The 21,075-nt window shown below is 61.6% G+C and carries 22 protein-coding genes and 1 tRNA gene; 6 read left to right on the forward strand and 17 right to left on the reverse strand.

From position 1 onward, the window contains the following. Positions 1-45: 45 nt before the first annotated feature. The 4 genes from NIT7645_RS10135 to argB all read right to left on the reverse strand — a co-directional run bounded on the left by NIT7645_RS10135 (position 46) and on the right by argB (position 2,952). Complete coding sequence (locus NIT7645_RS10135; protein WP_050686927.1) at positions 46-498, reverse strand: DUF411 domain-containing protein; 453 nt, start codon at positions 496-498, stop codon at positions 46-48. A 113-nt stretch (positions 499-611) separates the two neighbouring features. After that, positions 612-1,109 (reverse strand): SixA phosphatase family protein, encoded by a 498-nt coding sequence (locus NIT7645_RS10140; RefSeq protein ID WP_050686929.1) that lies wholly within the window; start codon positions 1,107-1,109, stop codon positions 612-614. After that, entirely contained in the window at positions 1,106-1,852 is a 747-nt protein-coding gene (locus NIT7645_RS10145; RefSeq protein ID WP_050686931.1) for a hypothetical protein, read from the reverse strand. The genes NIT7645_RS10140 and NIT7645_RS10145 overlap by 4 nt, the downstream gene beginning before the upstream one ends. 239 nt (positions 1,853-2,091) lie before the next feature. After that, positions 2,092-2,952 carry an acetylglutamate kinase gene (gene argB / locus NIT7645_RS10150; protein ID WP_037303054.1) on the reverse strand — a complete coding sequence of 287 codons (861 nt, stop codon included), beginning with the start codon at positions 2,950-2,952 and terminating at the stop codon, positions 2,092-2,094. Positions 2,953-3,195: 243 nt separating this feature from the next. On the opposite strand from argB, the gene NIT7645_RS10155 reads away from it, so the two are divergent. Next, positions 3,196-3,924, forward strand: coding sequence for an SDR family NAD(P)-dependent oxidoreductase (locus tag NIT7645_RS10155; RefSeq protein ID WP_008562619.1), 729 nt, complete (start codon positions 3,196-3,198; stop codon positions 3,922-3,924). A gap of 107 nt (positions 3,925-4,031) precedes the next feature. On the opposite strand, the gene yihA is transcribed toward NIT7645_RS10155, so the two are convergent. The 5 genes from yihA to ttcA form a co-directional block, all read right to left on the reverse strand. Further along, a complete protein-coding gene (gene yihA / locus NIT7645_RS10160; RefSeq protein ID WP_008559961.1) occupies positions 4,032-4,682 on the reverse strand; it encodes a ribosome biogenesis GTP-binding protein YihA/YsxC in 651 nt (216 codons plus the stop codon). Beyond that, positions 4,682-5,446 carry an MOSC domain-containing protein gene (locus tag NIT7645_RS10165; RefSeq protein ID WP_050686933.1) on the reverse strand — a complete coding sequence of 255 codons (765 nt, stop codon included), beginning with the start codon at positions 5,444-5,446 and terminating at the stop codon, positions 4,682-4,684. The genes yihA and NIT7645_RS10165 overlap by 1 nt, the downstream gene beginning before the upstream one ends. After that, positions 5,446-7,260, reverse strand: coding sequence for a membrane protein insertase YidC (gene yidC / locus NIT7645_RS10170; protein ID WP_008562959.1), 1,815 nt, complete (start codon positions 7,258-7,260; stop codon positions 5,446-5,448). The genes NIT7645_RS10165 and yidC overlap by 1 nt, the downstream gene beginning before the upstream one ends. Positions 7,261-7,601: 341 nt before the next feature. Continuing rightward, entirely contained in the window at positions 7,602-9,146 is a 1,545-nt protein-coding gene (locus NIT7645_RS10175; RefSeq protein WP_050686936.1) for a putative bifunctional diguanylate cyclase/phosphodiesterase, read from the reverse strand. A 66-nt stretch (positions 9,147-9,212) separates the two neighbouring features. Then, complete coding sequence (gene ttcA, locus NIT7645_RS10180; protein ID WP_008560305.1) at positions 9,213-10,100, reverse strand: tRNA 2-thiocytidine(32) synthetase TtcA; 888 nt, start codon at positions 10,098-10,100, stop codon at positions 9,213-9,215. Positions 10,101-10,304: 204 nt separating this feature from the next. Here ttcA and NIT7645_RS10185 point away from each other — a divergent pair, with 204 nt between their 5' ends. Next, positions 10,305-10,856, forward strand: coding sequence for a DUF3833 domain-containing protein (locus NIT7645_RS10185; protein ID WP_050687101.1), 552 nt, complete (start codon positions 10,305-10,307; stop codon positions 10,854-10,856). Here NIT7645_RS10185 and yidD read toward each other — a convergent pair. The 3 genes from yidD to rpmH form a co-directional block, all read right to left on the reverse strand. Further along, positions 10,853-11,173 (reverse strand): membrane protein insertion efficiency factor YidD, encoded by a 321-nt coding sequence (gene yidD, locus NIT7645_RS10190; protein ID WP_050686937.1) that lies wholly within the window; start codon positions 11,171-11,173, stop codon positions 10,853-10,855. The two genes, NIT7645_RS10185 and yidD, sit on opposite strands and share 4 nt — an antisense overlap. 90 nt (positions 11,174-11,263) lie before the next feature. Continuing rightward, positions 11,264-11,719, reverse strand: coding sequence for a ribonuclease P protein component (gene rnpA / locus NIT7645_RS10195; protein WP_050686940.1), 456 nt, complete (start codon positions 11,717-11,719; stop codon positions 11,264-11,266). A gap of 23 nt (positions 11,720-11,742) precedes the next feature. Continuing rightward, on the reverse strand, positions 11,743-11,877 hold the full coding sequence (gene rpmH, locus NIT7645_RS10200) for a 50S ribosomal protein L34 (protein ID WP_008554144.1): 135 nt from the start codon (positions 11,875-11,877) through the stop codon (positions 11,743-11,745). Positions 11,878-12,295: 418 nt separating this feature from the next. On the opposite strand from rpmH, the gene NIT7645_RS10205 reads away from it, so the two are divergent. The 4 genes from NIT7645_RS10205 (at position 12,296) to NIT7645_RS10220 (ending at position 16,136) form a co-directional block, all read left to right on the forward strand. Further along, positions 12,296-13,096, forward strand: coding sequence for a TVP38/TMEM64 family protein (locus NIT7645_RS10205; protein ID WP_050686942.1), 801 nt, complete (start codon positions 12,296-12,298; stop codon positions 13,094-13,096). Between the two features lie 2 nt (positions 13,097-13,098). After that, the gene (locus NIT7645_RS10210; protein WP_050686943.1) at positions 13,099-14,520 is read left to right on the forward strand and encodes a dihydrolipoyl dehydrogenase family protein; all 1,422 of its coding nucleotides are present in this window, start codon (positions 13,099-13,101) and stop codon (positions 14,518-14,520) included. Positions 14,521-14,536: 16 nt separating this feature from the next. After that, on the forward strand, positions 14,537-15,925 hold the full coding sequence (locus NIT7645_RS10215; protein WP_008559593.1) for a sensor histidine kinase: 1,389 nt from the start codon (positions 14,537-14,539) through the stop codon (positions 15,923-15,925). Positions 15,926-16,059: 134 nt separating this feature from the next. Next, a tRNA-Arg gene (locus NIT7645_RS10220) sits at positions 16,060-16,136 on the forward strand. Positions 16,137-16,304: 168 nt separating this feature from the next. Here the strand turns inward: NIT7645_RS10220 and NIT7645_RS19445 are convergent. The 5 genes from NIT7645_RS19445 to NIT7645_RS10240 form a co-directional block, all read right to left on the reverse strand. Next, the gene (locus NIT7645_RS19445) at positions 16,305-16,709 is read right to left on the reverse strand and encodes a hypothetical protein (RefSeq protein WP_131724148.1); all 405 of its coding nucleotides are present in this window, start codon (positions 16,707-16,709) and stop codon (positions 16,305-16,307) included. Between the two features lie 426 nt (positions 16,710-17,135). After that, complete coding sequence (locus tag NIT7645_RS10225) at positions 17,136-18,131, reverse strand: ABC transporter ATP-binding protein (RefSeq protein ID WP_050686945.1); 996 nt, start codon at positions 18,129-18,131, stop codon at positions 17,136-17,138. Next, on the reverse strand, positions 18,128-19,162 hold the full coding sequence (locus tag NIT7645_RS10230; RefSeq protein ID WP_050686947.1) for a Gfo/Idh/MocA family protein: 1,035 nt from the start codon (positions 19,160-19,162) through the stop codon (positions 18,128-18,130). Before NIT7645_RS10230 ends, NIT7645_RS10225 begins: the two co-directional genes overlap by 4 nt. 112 nt (positions 19,163-19,274) lie before the next feature. Beyond that, on the reverse strand, positions 19,275-20,114 hold the full coding sequence (locus NIT7645_RS10235; protein WP_050686949.1) for a carbohydrate ABC transporter permease: 840 nt from the start codon (positions 20,112-20,114) through the stop codon (positions 19,275-19,277). 12 nt (positions 20,115-20,126) lie between these two features. Next, on the reverse strand, positions 20,127-21,041 hold the full coding sequence (locus NIT7645_RS10240) for a carbohydrate ABC transporter permease (protein ID WP_008560149.1): 915 nt from the start codon (positions 21,039-21,041) through the stop codon (positions 20,127-20,129). Positions 21,042-21,075 lie beyond the last annotated feature (34 nt).

Raw genomic sequence — 21,075 nt, forward strand, 5'->3', positions numbered from 1 at the left:
CCTGACCCCCGGAGTATTTGGGGAAAGATGACAGCAGGCGCGCGCTCAGCCGTGGCGGGCAAACGCGCGGGTCTCGCCATCTGCCAGCAGCAGAAGCGTGGTAAAGGGCTCTGTGTTGTCACCCATTTCCATACCGGGCGATCCAATGGGCATGCCGGGCACGGCAAGGCCCAGGGCATCGGGTCGTTCGTTGATGAGGCGGGTGATATCCTCGGCCGGAACATGGCCTTCGATCACGTAGCCCTCGATCATGGCGGTGTGGCAGGAGGCGGTTTCATCGCGGATGCCGAGCCGGTCCTTCATCGTCCACAGCTGTTCATCGGGCACGTCGCGCAGATCCACCGAAAAGCCCGCGGCGCTGAGATGGTCGGCCCAAGCGGTGCAGCAGCCGCAGCTTGGGGATTTCAGCACCCGGATTTCGGGGCCTTGGGCTGCGTGGGCTGGCAGGCGCAGAGCGGGCAGGGCGAGGGCTGCCAGAATAAAGGAACGGCGACGCATGAGAGAGCTCCTGTCATTGGTGTCTGGGCAGACAATAGCGCCGCTGCAGCCCGGCCTGCCATGGGTGTCCTGCGCTGGATGTGCGGCTTTGTCGCAGGCGGCAGGGCAGGCTGTCAGGCGCCCAGCAGCTCTCTTGGGACGGTGAAATCCACCACTTTGCCGCTGCGCCAGCTGAGATCGGACCAATTGTCGATCGGGAAGGTTGCGACCAATGTGGCCCCTGTCGGGTAGTCCTCAAATCGCGAGTGGTCGGGCGGGTTGCGCAGCAGTTGATGGGCGAAATCGGCAATGCCCGGATTATGGCCGAGGATCTGCACGCGCCGGTGCTCTGCCTCGCGCAGGACCTGAAACAGCACATCAGCGGTGGCGTGATACAGCCGTTCGATAAAGATGGCGGGGACATCCAACCCCATCAGGTCATAGGTTTCACGGGTGCGCTGCGCAGAGGAAGAGATCACCTGATGCGGGATCATGTCGATATCGCGTAGCCAGTCACCGATGGCAGGGGCCGAGCGCTGGCCGCGTTGGTTGAGCGGGCGGGCATGGTCGCTGGGGGCTGAGGTGTCCCAGGCGGATTTGGCGTGGCGGGTGAGGATCAGCGTGCAAGTCATTGGTTGTGAAAATACCTCATGTGGTGGGCGGATTGCGACAAGGGGCGCGCGGCTCTGGCCGACAGCGGGCAGGCGCGGCGCGCAAGGCATCCGCCAGACAGGCAGCTGGCCCCGGCAGCCGTGTTCAGGTGGTCATGGCAGGCGGCAACGCCGTAGGGACCACCGGCGACAAGCGCATCAACGGGGCAGGCCGTCAGGCAGGGCCGCCCTGTGCAGCTCTCGCAGGGGGAGGTGCTGCGGGGTGGGGGCGGTAGATCAATGTAATGCGCAAAATATAGAGCGCCGCGGAAGGAAATCATCATGCCGAGGCGATCATGCACCAGCATTTGCGACGGGGATGTGAAACAGCGGCCAGAGGCACGCGCCCAGGCGACAAAGGGCTGATAGGGCGGGCCGGTGAACGGGTAGCGCGCCTGCGCGCCCCAGGCGGCGGCGAGGGTATCGATGGTGCGTCTGGACCAGCGGTCAACCGGATCGGCTGTGCCATCGCGGAACTCGGGCGTGGTTTCAAACTGCGCCCAGAACCCCGGTCCCGTCCCGAAAAGCACCATTGTTCCGTCAGGTTGCGGACCGTCAGGCTTTGCGCTGTTTGGGGGCAGATCCGGCCCCTTGGTGGCGACAGTATTGCTGAGATCACTGCCAAGATCGTCGGCCACCGCGTGAAAGGCGCCGTAGATCTCCAGCCCGGCCTCGGCGGCGCTATGGGCGATGTCAGTGTAGGTCGGGGGCGTGGCGGGGCTCATGCCCCCAGACTAGCGCAGATGGCAGCGGATCGGCGCATAAAAACGGCAACTGACGCCGCAAAGCGCACCAGATCATGACGCGGCAGCGCAAAGACATCAGGTTGAAAACAGGCAAGGAGACAGGGCCCTGCGCCCGTGGTCGGTTGGGGGCAGAGCTGCCTGCCCCCTTTTGCCATCCGTTATCTTGGCGACCGGGCTTGAGACCTGATGGCCGCTGTCTGCTGTCGATCAGCCCTGGATCAGGGGCGAATCATGGAGCCTGCACCGTGATCGGTGAACAGTTCCAGCAGCACGGCATTGGGCACGCGGCCATCAACGATGGTGCAGGCGCGCACGCCATTGCGGACGGCGGACAATGCGGTTTCGGTCTTGGGGATCATGCCGCCGGCGATGACACCGGTTGCGGTCATCTCTTCGACATCGGCGGCCTTCAGTTCGGTGACCACATCGCCTGCGCCGTTCTTGACGCCGGACACATCGGTCAGCAGCAGCAGGCGGTCGGCCTTGAGCGCCGAGGCAATGGCCCCTGCGGCTGTGTCACCGTTGATGTTGAAGGTTTCGCCATTGGGGCCTGCGCCGATCGGGGCGATGACCGGGATCATGTCCTGTTCAAACAGGTGATGCAGCACCGACGGATCCATCTGATCCGGTGTGCCCACAAAGCCGAGATCGGGGTTGGCCTGGGTGCAGGTGATGAGATTGGCGTCCTTGCCCGACAGACCGACGCCTGCGCCGCCCTGACGGTTGATTGCCTGCACGATGCGTTTGTTCACCACGCCGGACAGCACCATTTCCACCACTTCCATCGTGGCTGCATCGGTGACCCGCTTGCCGTTCACGAATTCGGACTGGATCGCCAGCTTGTCCAGCATTGCATTGATCATCGGGCCACCGCCATGCACGATCACGGGGTTCACGCCGACTTGTCGCAACAACACGATATCACGGGCAAATGTTTCCATTGCGTCATCGCTGCCCATGGCGTGGCCGCCAAGTTTCACGACAACGATGGCACCGTCATAGCGCTGCAGATAGGGCAGGGCGCTTGACAGGGTCTCGGCAGTGGCAATCCAATCGCGGTTCATGTCTTGTTTCTTCATCATTGCAATCCCTGGACATGGCGGCTGCCCCAAACGCGAGGCAGTCAGACCATGGGCACCGTGTTACGCGGTTCTGCCCCCCCTGCCAAGGTAAGAGGCTGCATTCGCCCCATTGCGGCCACTACGGCGCGCGCCTAAGTTTGGGCTGATCGCAATGAGCCGGGCCCCTGCTGATACCCGCTGGTGCGATCTGTTTCATGTTCGGGCCACTCTCCCCGCTGGCCCCATCCCAAGGATGATAAGATGCGCCAGAAGACCCTTTTGCTGACCGGGGCGAGCCGTGGAATCGGCCATGCCACCGTCCGTCGTTTCAATGCCGAGGGCTGGCGGGTCATCACCTGTTCGCGCCAGCCGTTTCCGGCGGAATGCCCCTGGGGCGGCGGCGAGGAAAACCATGTTCAGGTGGATCTGTCCGACCCGACCGACACCATCAACAAGGTGGGTGAAATCCAGGAGCGGCTGGACGGTCGGCTGGATGCGCTTGTCAATAATGCGGGGGTGTCCCCCAAGGGGGCGGATGGGGCGCGGCTCAATACGCTGGATACCGACCTGATGACCTGGGGCAAGGTGTTCCATGTGAACTTCTTTGCCTCTGTTGTCCTGGCGCGGGGCCTTAAGGATGAGCTGGCCGCTGCCAAAGGATCGGTTGTCAACGTGACCTCTATTGCGGGCAGTCGGGTGCATCCTTTTGCTGGTGCGGCCTATGCCACATCCAAGGCGGCGCTGGCTGCGCTTACGCGGGAGATGGCGCATGACTTTGGCCCTCTGGGGGTGCGGGTGAATGCCATCGCGCCGGGCGAAGTGGAGACCGCGATCCTGAGCCCCGGCACCGACAAGATTGTCAAGAAACTGCCGATGCAGCGTCTGGGTCAGCCAGAGGAGGTCGCAGCCGCGATCTATTTCCTGTGCTCGCAAGAGAGCTCGTATATCTCTGGGGCAGAAATCGAGGTGAACGGCGCCCAGCACGTCTGAGCCAGCCTGACCATGTGGCTCTGACCTGCGGGTTAGAGACAAAAACGCCCCCGGATCAGCAGATCACGGGGGCATTTTTGTTCGGCTGTTTTTGCGCGATCTGAGGGTTATTCAAGCCCTGCGATGATGGCGCGCAGCGTGGGGATGCCGTCGCCCTTTTCCGAAGAGGTCAGCACGATCTCGGGATAGGCGGCAGGGTGTTTGGAGAGCGCCTCGCGCACCTGTGACAGCACGGCGGCACGGTCCTTTTCCTTGACCTTGTCGGCCTTGGTCATCACCACCTGAAAGGTCACCGCAGAGCTGTCGAGCAGCTTCATGATCTCGGCGTCGACCTTTTTGATGCCGTGGCGGCTGTCGATCAGCACAAAGGCGCGGCGCAGGGTCTGGCGACCAGAGAGATACTGCTTGAGCAGGCGCTGCCATTTCTCGACCACGGGCAGCGGCGCATTGGCGTAGCCATAGCCGGGCAGGTCGACGAGATACAGCTCTGGCCCCTGTGTGAAGTAGTTGATCTCCTGCGTGCGCCCCGGCGTGTTTGACGCGCGCGCCAGACCCTTGGTCCCGGTCAGGGCGTTGATCAGGCTGGATTTGCCGACATTGGAGCGCCCGGCAAAGCAGACCTCCATCCGGTCGGCATCCGGCAGGCCGGACATGGCGACCACGCCTTTGACAAAGGTGGATTCGCCCGCAAACAGCTTGCGACCCTTTTCGGTCATGATTTCATCCGGCTGTTCGGCCAGGGGAAAGGACATCTGCATCACAACAGCTCCAGTTTGTCGCCGATGCGGATCTGGCCAGCATCCAGAACCTTGGCGCGAATGCCAAAGTCGGTGTGGCCCCATGTGTCACGCAGGGCTTTTAATGTTTCAGCATCGCGGACCCCGGTGTCGGGGTTGGTTTCCGTGGCGCGGCAGCGGGTGATGCGATCCACCACCTCAAGACGGGTTTCGCCGATCTGCAGCTGCTGGCCGACCCAGTCGAATTCGCCAAAGGCGGCGGTGTCATCGATCCAGATGTTGCCGCGAAACCGGCGTGGATCCAGTTCCTGACCCAGCACATCCCCAAGCGCGCGCAGAGAGCTGAGCGACAGGATGGCCACGGCCGAAAAACTGGCGTCTGCCATCCCGCCCTCTGGGGCCTTGATCAGGCTGTGGGGCTGGGGGCGTTCGCTGGGATAAAGCGGGCTTAGCCACGCGATCAGCCGGTCGCTTTCGGCGGCAATATCTGCGCCGAGGGTGAGGCTGAGATCGGGCTGGCGGGGATGGCTGAGGGTGATCTGCGCCGCTCCGTCCTGGGCAAGGTCGGTGCGTGCGGTGATCGCCATCAGTTCCGGGCCAAAACAGCCGCGGGCAAAGTTGCGGCAGTGCTGCCATGCGCCGGTGTCCTGAGAGGTGCCGGTCAGCACCGCCCAGGCCCGGTCAAACGGCATAGGCCCGCCTGTTTCCAGACGGACCTCTGAGAGTGGTTCGGCCCCGATACCTTTGATCGGGTGCCGCCACATTTCCTTGACAGTTGCTGTCATTACTTCTCCGCCTTGGGCGACTTCTTGAAGCTCGACTTGATGTTGCCAAACACATCCGGCTTATAGCCGTGGCTGCGCATGATCAGGTACTGCTGGGTGAAGGTGATGGTGTTGTTCGCAATCCAGTACACCACCAGACCCGATGCAAATCCACCCAGCATGAACATGAATACCCAGGGCATCCATGCAAAGATCATCTGTTGGGTCGGATCGGTCGGTGCCGGGTTCAGCTTTTGCTGCAGCCACATGGAGATACCCAGGAGGAGCGGCAGAATACCGATCAGCACGGTTGCCAGAATGCTGCCCGGCTCCGGACCTGTGAACGGCAGCAGGCCGAACAGGTTCATGATGGAGGTCGGGTCAGGCGCGCTGAGATCCTGGAAGGGACCAAAGAAGGGCGCGTGGCGCAGCTCCAGCGTGACAAAGATCACCTTGTAGAGCGAGAAGAAGATCGGGATCTGGATCAGGATCGGCAAACAGCCTGCGGCGGGGTTCACCTTTTCCTTCTTGTAGAGCGCCATCATCTCCTGCTGGAGCTTCTGGCGGTCATCGCCGGCCTTTTCCTTGATCTTCTCCATCTCCGGCTGCAGTTCCTTCATCTTTGCCATCGAGGCATAAGATTTATAGGCCAGCGGGAAGACGAGGATCTTGATCAGCACGGTCAGGCCGATGATCGCCCAGCCCATGTTGCCGATCAGCGCGTTCAGCCAGTGCAGAACCGCAAAGATCGGTTTGGTGAGGAAGAAGAACCAGCCCCAGTCGATGGAATCGAGGAAGCCTTCGATGCCGTCTTTTTGGTAGCCGCGGATGGTGGCCCATTCCTTGGCACCGGCGAACAGCTCGGTGGTGACCTCGGTGCCTTCGCCATTGGCAAGGGTCACGGTCGGCAGCACCACGTCGGTCTGATAGATCTCGCGGCGTTCGTCGAATTTCGCGATCGAGCGGAAGGATTGGCCGGGCTCGGGCACCAGGGTGGACATCCAGTAGTGATCGGTGAAACCGATCCAGCCGTTGCCTTCAACCTGGGTGATTTCGCTGCGGGCGCCGCTGCGGGCGTCCAGATCGAAATCCGCCATGTCGTCATAGTCGATTTCCGCCAGCGTGCCGTCTGCCATGCCAACGACGCCTTCGTGCAGGATGAAGAAGTTCTTCAGATCCTGGGGCATGCCGTGGCGGGCGATGGTGCCGTAAGGTGCGAGCGAAACAGTGCCTGCGCCTTCGTTCATCACGCTTTGTACGACCTGGAACATGTAGTTCTCGTCGATGGAGATCGTGCGGAAGAAGGTCAGGCCCTTACCGTTGCGCCAGGAGAGGGTCACGGGGGTCTCGGGCGTCAGGGTCTCACCTTCATGAAGCGACCAGAGCGTGTTTGCACCGGGGACATCATCGATCCCCAGACCGGCACCCGGTGCCCAGCCGTACAGCGCGTAATAGGCATTCGGGCTGCCTGCGGGAGACAGCATCTTGACGATGGGAGAGTCGGGCTCCAGCGAAACGCGGTAATCTTTCAGCGCCAGATCATCCAGACGGCCGCCCTGCAGCGAAATGGTGCCGGTGACACGCGCGGTGTCGATCGCCACGCGCGGTGCATCGGCTGCGGTTTCGGCCTCGGCTGCGCCAGCGGCTGCCGCGTCACCTGCGATGGCCTGAGCCGCCGAAGGGGCAGAGACGCCATCGCCGGCAGGCGCGGTCTGCGCGATCTCGGCGTCGGGCTGCGGGGCAGGCTCCGGGGGCGGGAAAAAGATATACCAGCCCAGAATCACCAGGAAACTGAGCGCGGTTGCGAGAAGAAGGTTCTTGTTCTGATCGTCCATTGGGGACCGCCACCTCGTGCATGGAATGACAGGGTGTGGTTCAACAGAGGTGGACCCCAAAGGTCAAGTGGAATCGCCCCCGCAGCGGTGTCGCAGTCGCGATGAGCCGGGATTTCCGGGCATTCCCGCCGGATTCGCAGCAATTGGTCATTTGCACCAAACGCGAGTCGGCTGTTCGGGGAGGGGCGAAAGCGTGCAGGCAGGCCGGATGATCCGGGGCGATGACGGTCGGCTGAAGCCGACGGTTGGCTGGCCCGATGTATCAGACTTGGCCGTAGGGGCGCAGGCAAAAACCCGGCGCGCGGATCCCGGTGGCGTGCCGCTGGTTCAGTGTCTTTCGGTTATTTTCCCTGACGGCCAATCACCGGGGCGTCCTGCAGCTTTGCCTCATGGGCGGCAATCCAGTCCAGCGTCTGGTCAAAGGGCATCGGGCGGCCGATGCCAAAGCCCTGCACATGATCGCAACCCAGCTGCGCCAGCAGCGCGTGTTCGCCCACGGTTTCCACACCTTCGGCCAGGGTTGCGAGATCCAGCCGCTCGGCCATGGTCAGGATGGCGGCAATCAGTTTCTGCTGTTCGGGGTCACGGTCGGCCTTCATCACAAAGGAGCGGTCGATCTTGATCCGGGAGACACGGAACCGCTGGACCGCAGCAATAGAGGCATGGCCGGTGCCAAAGTCATCCAGATCGATATTGCAGCCCAATTCACCAAGCGCGGCAATGTTGCGTACGATCATGTCGTCGGGCTGATCGGTCATCACGGTTTCCAGGATTTCGACGCAAAGCCGGTCCGGGGTGAGGCCAAAGCGCTCCAGCTCCCATTGGATGCGCTCAACGAGATTGACGTTGCGCAGCTCGTCCGTTGCGAAATTCACGCCGACAGAGGGGACATTCAGCCCGGCCGCATCCCACGCCTTGAGCGCGGTGAGGGCGTTGTACAGCATGATTTCACTGAGCCGTTCCATCAGCCCTGCGTCTTCCAGCGCGGGAAGGAAGGACATGGGCGGGATCATGCCGCGCACGGGATGGTTCCAGCGCGCCAGCGCCTCGAACCCGGAAACGCGGCCCGTGTCGGTGCAGATCTGGGGTTGGAACCAGGCTTGGATCTGGCCGCTTTCCAAGGCGTTGACCAGTTCTTCCTTGACGTCGCCGCGGGCCTTGCCGCGTTTGTCCATGTCTTCGGTATAGGCGCGAATGCCGGAGGGGCCGTTTGTCTGGGCCTCCATCAGGGCGGTGGTGGCGGCATTGATCCAGTCAGAGCCCGCCGGTTTCGGCGCCCGCCCGTGAAGGCAGAACCCGATGGAGCAGGACACGTAGACAGAGACGCCATCCACGGAAATCGGTTCCTCAATCGCGGTCTGCAGGCGGCCTGCCAGTTGAATGGCCAGTTCCAGATCCATTTGCAGCACCGGGGTCAGGCAGACGCCAAAGCGGCTGTCGCTGATGCGGGCAACGCTGTCCTGCGGGCGCAGGATCGACAGGATCCGGTCGCCGCACCGGTTGACCAGCATATCGGCGGTCTCCTGGCCGTGGCGCTGGGCGAGATCCTTGAAATCGTCCAGTTCGACCATGAACACGGCAGAGCGCAGGCCGCTTTCGGCGGCACTGTCATAGATTTCGCAGGTGATTTCCTCGAACCCGTCGCGCAGCAACATCCCGGTAAGGCGGTCGCGCGGCTGGCCGGGGCGGCGCAGATGGGCAAAGCCACCCATCGCGGCAAAGACCAGCGGCAGACCAAGGGCCACGATCAAAAGGGCGGCCTCTCCCCCCATCCAGAAGGTCGCAAGCGTCAGGGCAGGCAGAAACGCCAGAAGAGGCGGGCCAAGAAGCACCGGAACAATCCGTTTTCTGACGTGCGCAAGTGTCTGCGACAGCGTTTTTGTCATCTGTAGACCTTTCACCTACGACGAGGGGCAGTGGCTACAGATTAGAATCGGCGTCTCACCGTCTAGTTAACGCAGGTCGGGAATCTCGTCTGAATCAGCAGTTAATTCCGGATTTTTCAGGCTAAGAGCAGAAAAATCGAACAGTTTTGGATCCAAAAGATGCGAGGGGCGGGCATTCATCAGCGCGCGGAACATCACCTGACGGCGACCGGGGCTGTTTGATTCCCACTGATCGAGGATCTGTTTCACCTGCTGGCGCTGCAACCCGTCCTGGCTGCCGCAGAGATCACAGGGGATGATCGGATAGTCCATCGCGCGGGCGAATTTCTCGCAATCGGCCTCGGCCACATGGGCGAGGGGGCGGAAGACAAACAGATCGCCTTCTTCGTTCACCAGTTTGGGCGGCATGGTCGCCAGGCGACCGCCGTGGAACAGGTTCATGAAGAAGGTTTCCAGAATGTCGTCTCGGTGATGGCCAAGGACCACCGCAGAGCAGCCTTCTTCGCGGGCGATGCGATAGAGGTTGCCCCGGCGCAGACGCGAGCAGAGTGCACAATATGTGCGGCCCTGGGGCACTTTGTCCATCACGATGCTGTAGGTGTCCTGATATTCGATGCGGTGCGGCACACCCATCTTTTCCAGGAATTCGGGCAGGACGGTGGCCGGGAAACCGGGCTGGCCCTGATCAAGATTGCAGGCCAGCAGATCCACGGGCAGCAGCCCGCGCCATTTCAGTTCATAGAGAACCGCGAGGAGGGTATAGCTGTCCTTGCCGCCAGACAGGCACACCAGCCATTTCGGCGTGCTGCCATCGGCGCGGCGTTCCACCATGCCGTATTGTTCGATCGCCTCGCGCGCGTAGCGCACGATCCGTTTGCGGAGTTTCTTGAACTCCGTTGTGGAGGGGGCGCCGGCAAACAGCGGGTGGATATCGTCGAGATCATCATCAAGCATGGCCGCGCCCTAGCCGAGGATCGGCGTTTTGCCAAGGAAAAAAGGTGATCTGGGCGATCCGGGCGCGGGTGGCCGGGCCTGCAAAGTCATCCGAAGGCGGGCGTGATGCGTAGTCATCAGACGATGCAGCGCCCCCAACATGAGGTGAAAGACATGACCCCTGCCAGCCAAGATACCACCCGCCACCGTTCCAAGCGCAGCGCGATGCGCCGTCTGGGGCGACTGGCGCTGATCGGAGGCGCGGTTGCCGGGGTTGCGGCGCTTGCCTCTTGTGGGCGGCCAAGCCTGTCGGATGAGAAGCTGAGCGACAAGGCGCTTAATCTGGAAGAGTATTTCGTGGGGCAGACAGTGGCCTACGGCCAGTTCACCGACCGTTTTGGCACGGTGCGGCGGCGGTTTGTTGTCGACATCACGGGAGAGTGGGATGGCAGGGATCTGACCCTGACCGAGGATTTCCGCTATGCCGATGGCAGCACGGAACAGCGGATCTGGACCCTGACCAAAACCGGGCCGGACAGCTGGGAGGGCACGGCGGACGGGGTGCAGGGCAAGGCACGCGGCGAAGAGCGGGGCGATACCTTTAACTGGGCCTATACAATCGACCTGCCGGTGCCGGGCGGAGACACGATGCGGGTGTCCTTTGACGACTGGATGTGGCTGCTGGAGGACGAGCGGCTCTTGAACAAGGCCTATATGAGCCGCTTTGGCGTGACACTGGGCGAGGTCACGATCTTCTTTGAGAAGAAGGACGACTAGCGCGGGTTCTGATCGCGGTGGTGCGGGGCAGGGCCCTTGGGGTCTGTGGTGCTTGATGTGTCTTGCTGCTGGTCAGGGCCGTGATCGGCACAGCTGCATCCGGGTACCGGGTCGTAGCCGTCGCCGCCAAACGGGTGGCAGCGGCCGATCCGGCGCAGTGTCAGCCATGTGCCACGGATGGCGCCGTGTTTTTCCAGCGCCTCCAGCGCATAGGCCGAGCAGGTCGGTTGATAGCGGCAGTTAAATCCAACCCAGGGGCTGAAGATCAGCCGATAGGCGCGCACAGGCAGCGCAAAGAGATGGGCCAGCGGGGTCATGGCGGATAGATAGGCAGAGTTGCGCGATATGGCAATCAGGACAGCGCCCCAGCCGGGGAGGGAGCCCGTTGCAGCTTTACTGGTGCAACCTTACTGGCCGTGGATCTTTTTCAGGGCGTAGATCAGATCCCGCTTCAGCTCTTCAAAGGGGCGATCTGCCGTCTGATCGGCCCGTCCGATCAGCACATAGTCCCATCCCGCACGGCCATGCAGAGGCAGAATCATCCGCGCAACTTCGCGCAGGCGCCGTTTGGCGCGGTTGCGGGCCACTGCGTTGCCGACCTTTTTGGAACAGGTAAAGCCCATGCGAATGCCATCGCCACCGGGTTCATCGCTCCGGCGGTTGCGGCCCTGGACCATCATGCCCTTGGTGCCCTGACGACGGGCGCGGGCAGCGGCAAGGAAATCGCGACGCTTGGCGATCACCACGGGTTGTGGCTGCGGCAACGCGCGGGCGGCGGTTGCATCAGATGCACAAACGGACACCGCCGGAGACTGATCCCCGCGGGCAGCGTTGCCATCCTTGGGGGTCTCCGGCGGTGTCATGTCCGTCAGAACGTGAACTGAGCTTATGCGCTCAGTTCTTTACGACCGCGTGCGCGGCGTGCGTTCAGAATCTTACGGCCTGCCTTGGTGGCCATGCGCGCACGGAAGCCGTGGCGGCGTTTGCGAACCAGGTTCGAAGGCTGATAGGTGCGTTTCATCGCTCCGGTCTCCAACTGTTTACATCGGGACGGCGCGGAATCGGCCACCCGGGGTCTATCTCGAAGCCCGGTCTCTAGAAGGGAATGCCGTGCGAGTCAAACCCCAGCGGGGTGTTTTCTGCGCGAAATGCAACATTTCCCCGAAAATCGGGCGCTCGCGGCCTTTTAACAGAAGGGTTTTGTAACAGATAGCCCCGAAACAGCACGGAATGGGACAAATGGCTCACTTTTTTCGCGGGCACGATCAAGCCGCTGTGAGATAAGCGCTGCAGCGCTCGTGCCGGGGCTATTTTGCAGGTACCACCAACACCGCGACCCCGCCCTGTCAACGGGGATGGTCGCAGACGCGCCTGTTCTGGCACGAGGCCAGAGCAGACATCAGACAGGCAGACGGCCAGAAGAGCAGGAGCATCGCCCCATGCAGGATCAGACCCCATCGCAGCCCTCTCAGAGTGAGGCCAGAGAATCGGCAAAGAAGCCGGGTCTGGGGCGGTTTCTGCCCCTTGCCGCTGTTTTGGTGGTGGCCGCGATCGGTGCCATGACGTTGGGGGACTATCTGACGTTTGAAACCCTGCGCGACAACCGCGAGGCGCTGATGGCGTTTCGCGACAACAATTATGCCGGGCTCGTCGGGCTGTTCATGCTGACCTATGTGGTCATTGTGGTATTTTCGCTGCCCGGTGCGGCGGTGGCGTCGGTCACGGGCGGTTTCCTGTTTGGTCTGGCGCTGGGCACGACGTTCAATGTGCTGGCCGCCACAACCGGGGCGCTGGGCATCTTTCTGGCTGCGCGCTGGGGCCTTGGCGCGATGCTGACGCAGCGGCTGGAGACGGCTGAGGGTCGGGTCAAGATGCTGAAGCAGGCGTTGCGGGAAAACGAGATCGAAGTCCTCTTGCTGCTGCGGCTGGTCCCGGCGGTGCCCTTCTTTGTGGCGAATCTGCTGCCTGCGCTGGTGGGGGTCAAACTGGTCAATTTCCTGTGGACCACGGCCGTCGGCATCATTCCCGGTGCCATCGTCTTTACCTGGATCGGTGTTGGGCTTGGTTCTGTCTTTGACCGCGGTGAGACGCCTGACCTGTCCCTGTTGTGGGAGCCACATGTGATTGGCCCGATCATCGGCCTGTGTGTGCTGGCAGCGCTGCCCATCCTTCTGAAGAAACGCAAACCACGTGCGGGCAATGCGCCTGCGGCGGCAACCACCCAAGAATCGGAGCAGTGACCATGCAAGAGTTGACCTGTGATCTTCTGGTGATTGGGGCCGGATCCGGCGGTCTGTCGGTTGCGGCGGGGGCAAGCCAGATGGGGGCGGACGTGATCCTTTTGGAGGGTCACAAGATGGGGGGCGACTGCCTGAACTATGGGTGTGTGCCCTCCAAGGCGCTGCTGGCGGCGGCGAAAACCGCCTATACCCAGTCCCACGCCAGCGCCTATGGCGTGGCCGATCAGGCCCCGGTGGTGGATTATTCGGCAGCCAAGGATCACGTGCATGACGTGATCGCCACCATCGCCCCAGTGGACAGCCAGGAGCGATTCGAGGGCTTTGGCGTGCGGGTCGTTCGTGAATATGGCCGGTTCGTCGATGATCGCGTGGTCGAGGCCGGTGCGTTTCGCATCACGGCGCGGCGCATTGTGATTGCCACCGGCTCATCCCCCTTTGTCCCTGCGATCGAGGGGCTGGAAGATGTGCCGTATTACACCAATGAAACCCTGTTCGACCTGCGCGAGCGGCCCGATCACCTGCTGATTATCGGCGGTGGCCCCATCGGCATGGAAATGGCGCAGGCCCATATTCGCCTGGGCAGCAAGGTCACGGTGATCGAGGGGGCCAAGGCGCTTGGCAAGGACGACCCGGAGCTGGCCGAGATCGTGCTGGATCAGCTGCGCAGCGAGGGTGTCGAAATCGCAGAAGAGGCGCAGGCCGCCCATATCGGCGCAACGCCAACAGGGGGCGTGCGGGTCACCGCCAAGGACGGTCGCGTCTTTGAGGGCAGCCACCTTTTGATGGCGGTCGGGCGCAAAGCCAATATCGACCGGCTCAATCTTGAGGCTGCGGGGGTGGAAACCAACCGCGCCGGGGTGGTTGTCGATGAGAGCCTGCGCAGCAAGAACCGCCGTGTCTATGCCATCGGGGACGTGGCCGGGGGGCTGCAGTTCACTCATGTGGCCGGCTATCATGCCAGCGTCATCATCAAGTCGATCTTGTTCGGCCTGCCGTCCAAGGCCAAGACCAGCCACATTCCGTGGTCGACCTATACGGCCCCTGAACTGGCGCAGGTCGGTCTGAGCGAAGCGGAGGCGCGCAAGGCACATGGCGACCGGCTGGAGGTGGCGCGATTTGATTACCACCACAACGACCGCGCCCTGGGGGAGCGCAAGAGCAAGGGCCTGATCAAGGTGATGGTGGTCAAGGGTCGCCCGGTTGGTGTTTCTGTTGTCGGCCATCAGGCGGGGGAACTGGTTGCGCTGTGGTCGATGGCCATCGCCAACAACATGAAGATGAGCCAGGTCGCCGCGATGGTTGCGCCCTATCCGACAATTTCCGAAATGAATAAACGTGTTGCAGGGGCCTATTTCTCGCCACGGCTTTTTGATAGTCCAAGAGTGAAACAAGTGGTGCGCTTTGTGCAGCGCTGGCTCCCGTAACGCCGGAAGGGGCGGAATGCTCAACACGCTATCAGGCCGATTCCTGATCCTGACCACGGTCTTCGTGATGTTGGCCGAGGTTCTGATTTTTGTCCCGTCCATCGCGCGGTTCCGGCTGGATTACCTGTCGGACCGGCTGGAGCGGGCGCAGATCGCGTCGCTGGCGTTGCTGGCGGATGATATGCTGGAGACAGAGCTGGAGGCGGAGCTGCTGGAAAACGCGGGCGTCTTCAACGTGGTGCTGCGCCGCGACGAGGTGCGCCAGCTGGTGTTGTCCTCGCCCATCCCGTCGCCGATTGCAGGCACCTATGATCTGCGCAACAGCAGCCCGTTTTCGTTGATCGGGCAGGCCATGCAACGGTTGCTGACCCCTGAAAATGAAATCATCCGTGTCATCGGCTCGCCCGTGCGCGAGGCGGGCCTTTTGATCGAGATCACCATCGAAACCAAGGGGCTGCGCGCCGCCATGATCGACTATGGCGTGCGCATTCTGCTGCTGTCGGCGGTGATCTCGATCTTTACGGCGGTTTTGCTGTTTGCAGCGGTGCGCCGGTTCATGGTGAAGCCGATCAAGGGCGTTATCGGCTATATGCAGCGCTATGCGGCGGCGCCGGAGGATGCCCGCGGGATCATCCACCCCAGTGCCGGTGTGACCGAGCTGCGCGAGGCCGAAGAGGCGTTGATGAAGCTGCAGACAGAGCTGACGCAGGCTCTCAAGCAGCGCGAGCGTCTGGCCCAGTTGGGAGGGGCGGTGGCCAAGGTGAGCCACGATCTGCGCAATATCCTGACCTCGGCGCAGCTGTTTACCGACCGGATCGAGATGAGCGAAGACCCCCTTGTGCGGCGGTTGGCGCCCAAACTGGTGAATTCGATCACGCGCGCGGTGTCGCTGTGCGAAGGCACGCTGGCCTTTGGCAAGGCCGAGGAACCGGCGCCGACCTTTGCCCGCGTCACGCTGCATGGGCAGGTCGAGGATATCCTTGAGGCCGAGGGGCTTGCGAACCGGGACAAGGAACTGGTCACATTTGAAAATGCGGTGCCCAGTGATCTCAGCCTGCGGGCGGACCCTGAGCAGCTGTTCCGCATCGTCATGAACCTCGTGCGCAATGCCCGTCAGGCCATCGAGGCCACGGGCAAGGCGGGGCGCATCACCATATCGGCCCGCGAGGACGGGGAAAGCTGGTGGATCTCTGTTGCGGACACCGGGCCGGGCCTGCCTGCAAAGGCGGCAGAGAACCTGTTCACCGCCTTTCAGGGCAGCTATCGCAAGGGGGGCACCGGCCTTGGGCTGACCATCGCCAATGAGCTGGCCCGCGGTCACGGCGGCATGGTGGTTTTACGTGAAACAGGGCCTGAGGGCACCGTGTTCGACATCTGCCTTCCCAAGGGGGACGGCACGATCTGAGCGGGATTTATCCACAGAAGCCTTTGGTTTTCTGATGTTTTTCTGGGGTTCGGCAGATAATTTGAGAAAAGCTGCAGGTTTGTGACATTTTGGGGTTGCGCCCTGCGCCCAGCCCCAGTAAACCCCGCCGCAGTGGACCGATAGCTCAGCTGGATAGAGTACTTGACTACGAATCAAGGGGTCGGGGGTTCGAATCCTCCTCGGTCCGCCACTACCCCCTCATTGTTGAAGATCAGGCAAAGCTGACACCCGTGTCATGTCGCTGACCCAGGTTGTGAGCTGCACAGGATGGCGGACCTTCGCCCCTCGCGCAGCGAAATCGGGCTTCGAGCCCACTTTACCGAATGCTGCAGACCGCACGAATGACGGCTTCCTGTAGTTATCTTAGGATGCGACCGTCCGGCGTACGTACGCTTATGACTTCCACTGAAATGTCCAAATCGGCAGTGACAACATCAGTTGGCAAGTCGGAGGCGACTAGTCTGAGCGACTGCGTTTCTTGTGGTAGTAAAATTGGCACCAAAAGTGCCGTACCAAAGCGTTGTTCGCCTTCGAAGCCAACCTCCTTGAGAACTGTCGAATTGCCTGCCGCCAAGTAACGAACACCATAATTGAAGGAGGCGACACGCTCCTCTGAGCGGTTCGAAATGGAACATTGCATCGTCAAAAAGACTTTACCAAGAAATTCCGCTCGTTCCGGTAGAAAATGGCACTCGATTACAACAACGCTTTGCCCAATTGGTGGTGGTGGGCGATATGTCAGAGGGCAGTCTTCGGCGTTCACGTTGCCACCTGAGGTTGGTGGCAAGCAGGCGTCGAAAGAACTGCTGAGACCTTTGCGCTGATAAATTTCCAGCAATCGCCAAGCAAACGGCCACGATAACAAATGCTGATTTCATAAATCGCTTCATTCGAACATGTTCCTACAAAGCTGCCATTCGCGCAACCGCAGCGAATTCACACTTTGTCCGCGCTACTGACCTCCATCCGGATCACCGTGATGGTCCGGTTGGGGCCGAAAATGCTTGGCAGCTGGTCGGGATAGCTTGGCCCGGTTGACGTGGTGTCTGGCGCGATTGTGACGCGTCAAGGCCAGCCAACTGGCTGACGCACTTGTTGGCTGCGGTGTGTCGTTGGCTGCTGTGTGTGGTTGCTGCACGGGGAGGCAGACCCGCCCAGGCGGGTCTGCAGCGGTGGGGTCTTGTGGTGATCAGCGCAGGCGCTGGCCGTCCTGTGCAAAGTAATAGGCGCGGGCGGGATCGTAGCCGAATTGGGCGCTTTCTCCCGGTGCGATGGCGTGCTGGCCGAACAGCCGGATGGTGAGCGGCGTGGTCTGGGTTTGCAAAATCACATTGGTGTCGCCGCCCAGATGTTCCACGTGAGAGACCGTCCCAGCAATCGGGCCACCCCCTTCGAGGCGGATGTCTTCCGGGCGCAGACCCATTTCGCGCGGGTCATCCGGCGTCAGGGTGCTGGCGGGCAGGAAGTTCATCGACGGCGCCCCAAGGAAGCCCGCGACAAAGCGGTTTGCCGGATCATTGTAGAGATCCATCGGGCTGCCGATCTGTTCTACCCGACCGTCGCGCAGAACCACGATCTTGTCCGCAAGGGTCATTGCCTCTGTCTGGTCGTGGGTCACGTAGATCATCGAGGCCGACAGTTGGCGGTGCAGATTGGCGATTTCGATGCGGGTGTTCATGCGTAGGGCCGCGTCGAGGTTTGATAGCGGTTCGTCAAACAGGAACAGTTTGGGCTGGCGTACGATGGCGCGGCCAATGGCAACGCGCTGTCGCTGGCCACCGGACAGCTCTGACGGGTAGCGGTCGAGATACGGTTCCAGCCCCAGCATGCGGCTGGCGGTTTCCACGCGCTCTTCGATCACGGCTTTGGACTGGCGTTCCTGTTTCAGCGCAAGGGTCAGGTTGCCGCGTACGTTCAGGTGGGGGTAGAGCGCATAGCTCTGGAACACCATTGCGATCCCGCGCTTGGAGGGCGGGGTCAAATTGACCTGTTCGCCTGCGATATGGATTTCGCCTGATGTTGCGTCTTCCAGCCCTGCAATCACCCGCAAAAGGGTGGACTTGCCACAGCCGGAGGGGCCGACAAAGACCACGAACTCGCCGTCTTCGACCTCAAGGTTGATGTCTTTCAGGACGTGGACAGGGCCAAAGGATTTGTTGACGTTCTTCAGCGACAGGGCGGTCATGAGCGGGGCTCCTCAAGAGAAACGGGTTGGCCGGTGCGGATGCTTTCATCCGCGGCCAGGCAAATGGCGAGGGATTGCACGGCGTCGGTCATATGGCGTGTGAGATCAATGTCTTCGGCGATGGCGCGCAGCATGTAGGCCTGTTCCGCATCGCACAGGGCCTGATGGCCCGGCTCATCCGGCAGGTCGATGCTGTGGTCGCCGCCGGGACGGTGCACCAGAATGCTGCCGACGCGCGTATGGCCGTCCACATCGGCAGAGGCGCCTTTGTTGCCGTCGGTGATGGAGACGGATCCATTGGGGGAGATGATGTCTTTCACAAAAAAGGCGGTTTCCGACATCATCGGCCCCCAGCCTGCCTCGTACCAGCCGACAGAGCCATCAGCGAACACCACCTGGAACTGGCCGTAGTTATACATGTCGGCAGCGATTTCATCCGACAGGCGCAGCCCCATACCGTGGACGCGGACCGGTGCGGCATCGGTGATCTGGCACATCACATCGACGTAGTGCACCCCGCAGTCCACGATGGGAGAGGTGATCTGCATCAGCGCCTTGTGGGTTTCCCATTCGGCGCCGCTGGATTGCTGGTTGAGGTTCAGGCGAAAGACATATGGCCCACCAAGCCCGCGGGCCTCAGCGATCAGGCGGACCCAGCTGGGGTGGTGGCGCAGAATGTAGCCGACCACGAGCTTGCGGTTGGTTTCCTGCGCTTTTGCCACCACGCGGCGGGCGTCGGCGACGGTTGTGGCGAGTGGTTTTTCGACAAAGACATGCGCGCCTGCCTCCATCGCGGCCACGGCGTAGTCGGCATGGCTGTCGGAATAGGTGGCCACGACCACGAGGTCCGGTTTGGTCTTGTGCAGGGCGGCGTGAAAGTCGGTAAAGACAGGGTAGCCCTGCAGGTCTGGGTGGTCGACGGTGCCGGAGCGGTTCACCAGACCGATGATTTCGGCGTCGGGGTGGCCGTGATGGGCAAGGGCATGGGACAGGCCCATATTGCCAAGGCCTGCGATCAGAACACGGGTCATGAGCAGACTCCTGCAAGAAGATCAGGACAAGCGGTCTTGCGCAGCCTGAGCCGGGGCGCTTCACGCCCCCACGCGGACGGGAGCGGGCCTGTTGATGCAAGGGCTGAACAGATCATTTCACCGCCCCCGATGTGATGCCGCGGATCAGCTGGCGGGAGAAGATCACATAGAGGATCAGCACCGGCAGGATTGCCATCGACAGCGCCGACAGAACCGCGTTCCAGTCGGTGACGAATTGCCCGATAAAGACCTGGCTGCCCAGTGTCAGCGTCTTGGTCTCTTCGGCCGGGGCCAGGATCAGCGGAAACCACAGATCGTTCCAGATCGGAATCATGTTGAACACGGCGACGGTGGCCATTGCCGGGCGCACCAGGGGCAGCACCAGTCGGAAGAAGATGGTGTATTCGCTGAGCCCATCAATGCGGCCTGCGTTTTTCAGATCGTCGCTCACCTGTTTCATGAATTCGCTGAGGATGAACACCGCCAGCGGCAGGCCTTGGGCCGTGTAGACAAGGATCAGCGCCCAGAGGGTGTTCACCAGTCCTGTCGCCACCATCATCTCAAGGATCGCAACAGTGCCGATGCGGATCGGGATCATGATGCCAAGGGCCAGATACAGCCCCATCAGCGTGTTGCCCTTGAAGCGGTATTCACTCAGCGCATAGGCCGCCATGGCGCCAAACAGCAGCACAAGCGCCAGTGAGGCGACCGTGACGATCAGCGAGTTCTGGAAATAGAGGAAGAAATCGCCCTGTTTGAGAGCTGTCTGGTAGCCGATCATCGAGAAACTGTCGGCATCCGGCAGCGCCAGTGGCTCGCGGAATATCGCCTTGCGCGTCTTGAAGCTGTTGATGAGGATCACAAAGACCGGAAACAGCGCAATCAGCGTGTAAAGGATCAGCGCGCCGTGCATGGCGAACGCGTTTAGGGGGTTTGTGCGGGCCTTGTTCATGGTCCGACCTCCTTACAGCTGGTAGCGGCGCATCCGGGTCTGGATGCCAAAGAGATAGATACAGACGCCGACGAGGATGATCGCAAACATCGCCCCGGCGATGGCCGACCCCATATGCGGATCGCCCAGCTGGAGTTGGAAGCCAAAGAACGTGCGATACATGAACGTGCCCAGGATATCGGTTGAATAGTCGGGCCCAGCCAGCGCGCCTTGGGATGCGTAGATCAGGTCGAACGCGTTGAAATTGCCAACGAATGTCAGGATCGAGATGATCCCGATTGACGGCAGGATCAGCGGCAGCTTGATCTTCCAGAAGGCGGCCAGACCGGTGATGCCGTCGATTTCACCGGCTTCCAGGATTTCTTCGGGGATCGACAGAAGGGCGGCGTAGATCAGCATCATCGGAATGCCGACGAACTGCCATACAGAGATGAGCGCCAGTGTGGTGAGGGCGTATTCTTCCTTGCCCAGCCACGGAGCAAACAGGGATTTGAGACCAACCGCGTCCAGCATTGAGGGGGCAATGCCCCAGATCGGCGAGAGGATCAGTTTCCAGGCAAAGCCGATGATGACAAAGCTGAGGATGGTGGGAATGAAAATCGCAGAGCGGTAAAGCGCGGCAAAGCGAAGCCGTGGATGGCTGAGGATCGCGGCGAGTGCGATGCCGATCGGGTTCTGCACCAGCATGTGAACCAGAAAGAACCAGAAGTTGTTGCCCAGAGCGTTCCAGAACTGCTCGGCCCAGATGGGGTCAAAAAACAGGGTGCGAAAATTGTCCAATCCGGTGAAGATCCGCTCCTGATCGACGCGGCTGTAGAGCGCGAGCCGCAGGGTGTTGAACAGCGGAAAGATCATCACGGCAGAGTAGATCAGCACGGCAGGCGCCAGAAAGACGGCGATGTGCCAGCGGACGCGGGGCTTGGTCATGGGGAGTCTCCTGAGGTGTCCGGGCGGCGATGCA

The sequence above is a fragment of the Phaeobacter italicus genome (genome assembly GCF_001258055.1).
GTDB lineage: Bacteria > Pseudomonadota > Alphaproteobacteria > Rhodobacterales > Rhodobacteraceae > Phaeobacter > Phaeobacter italicus.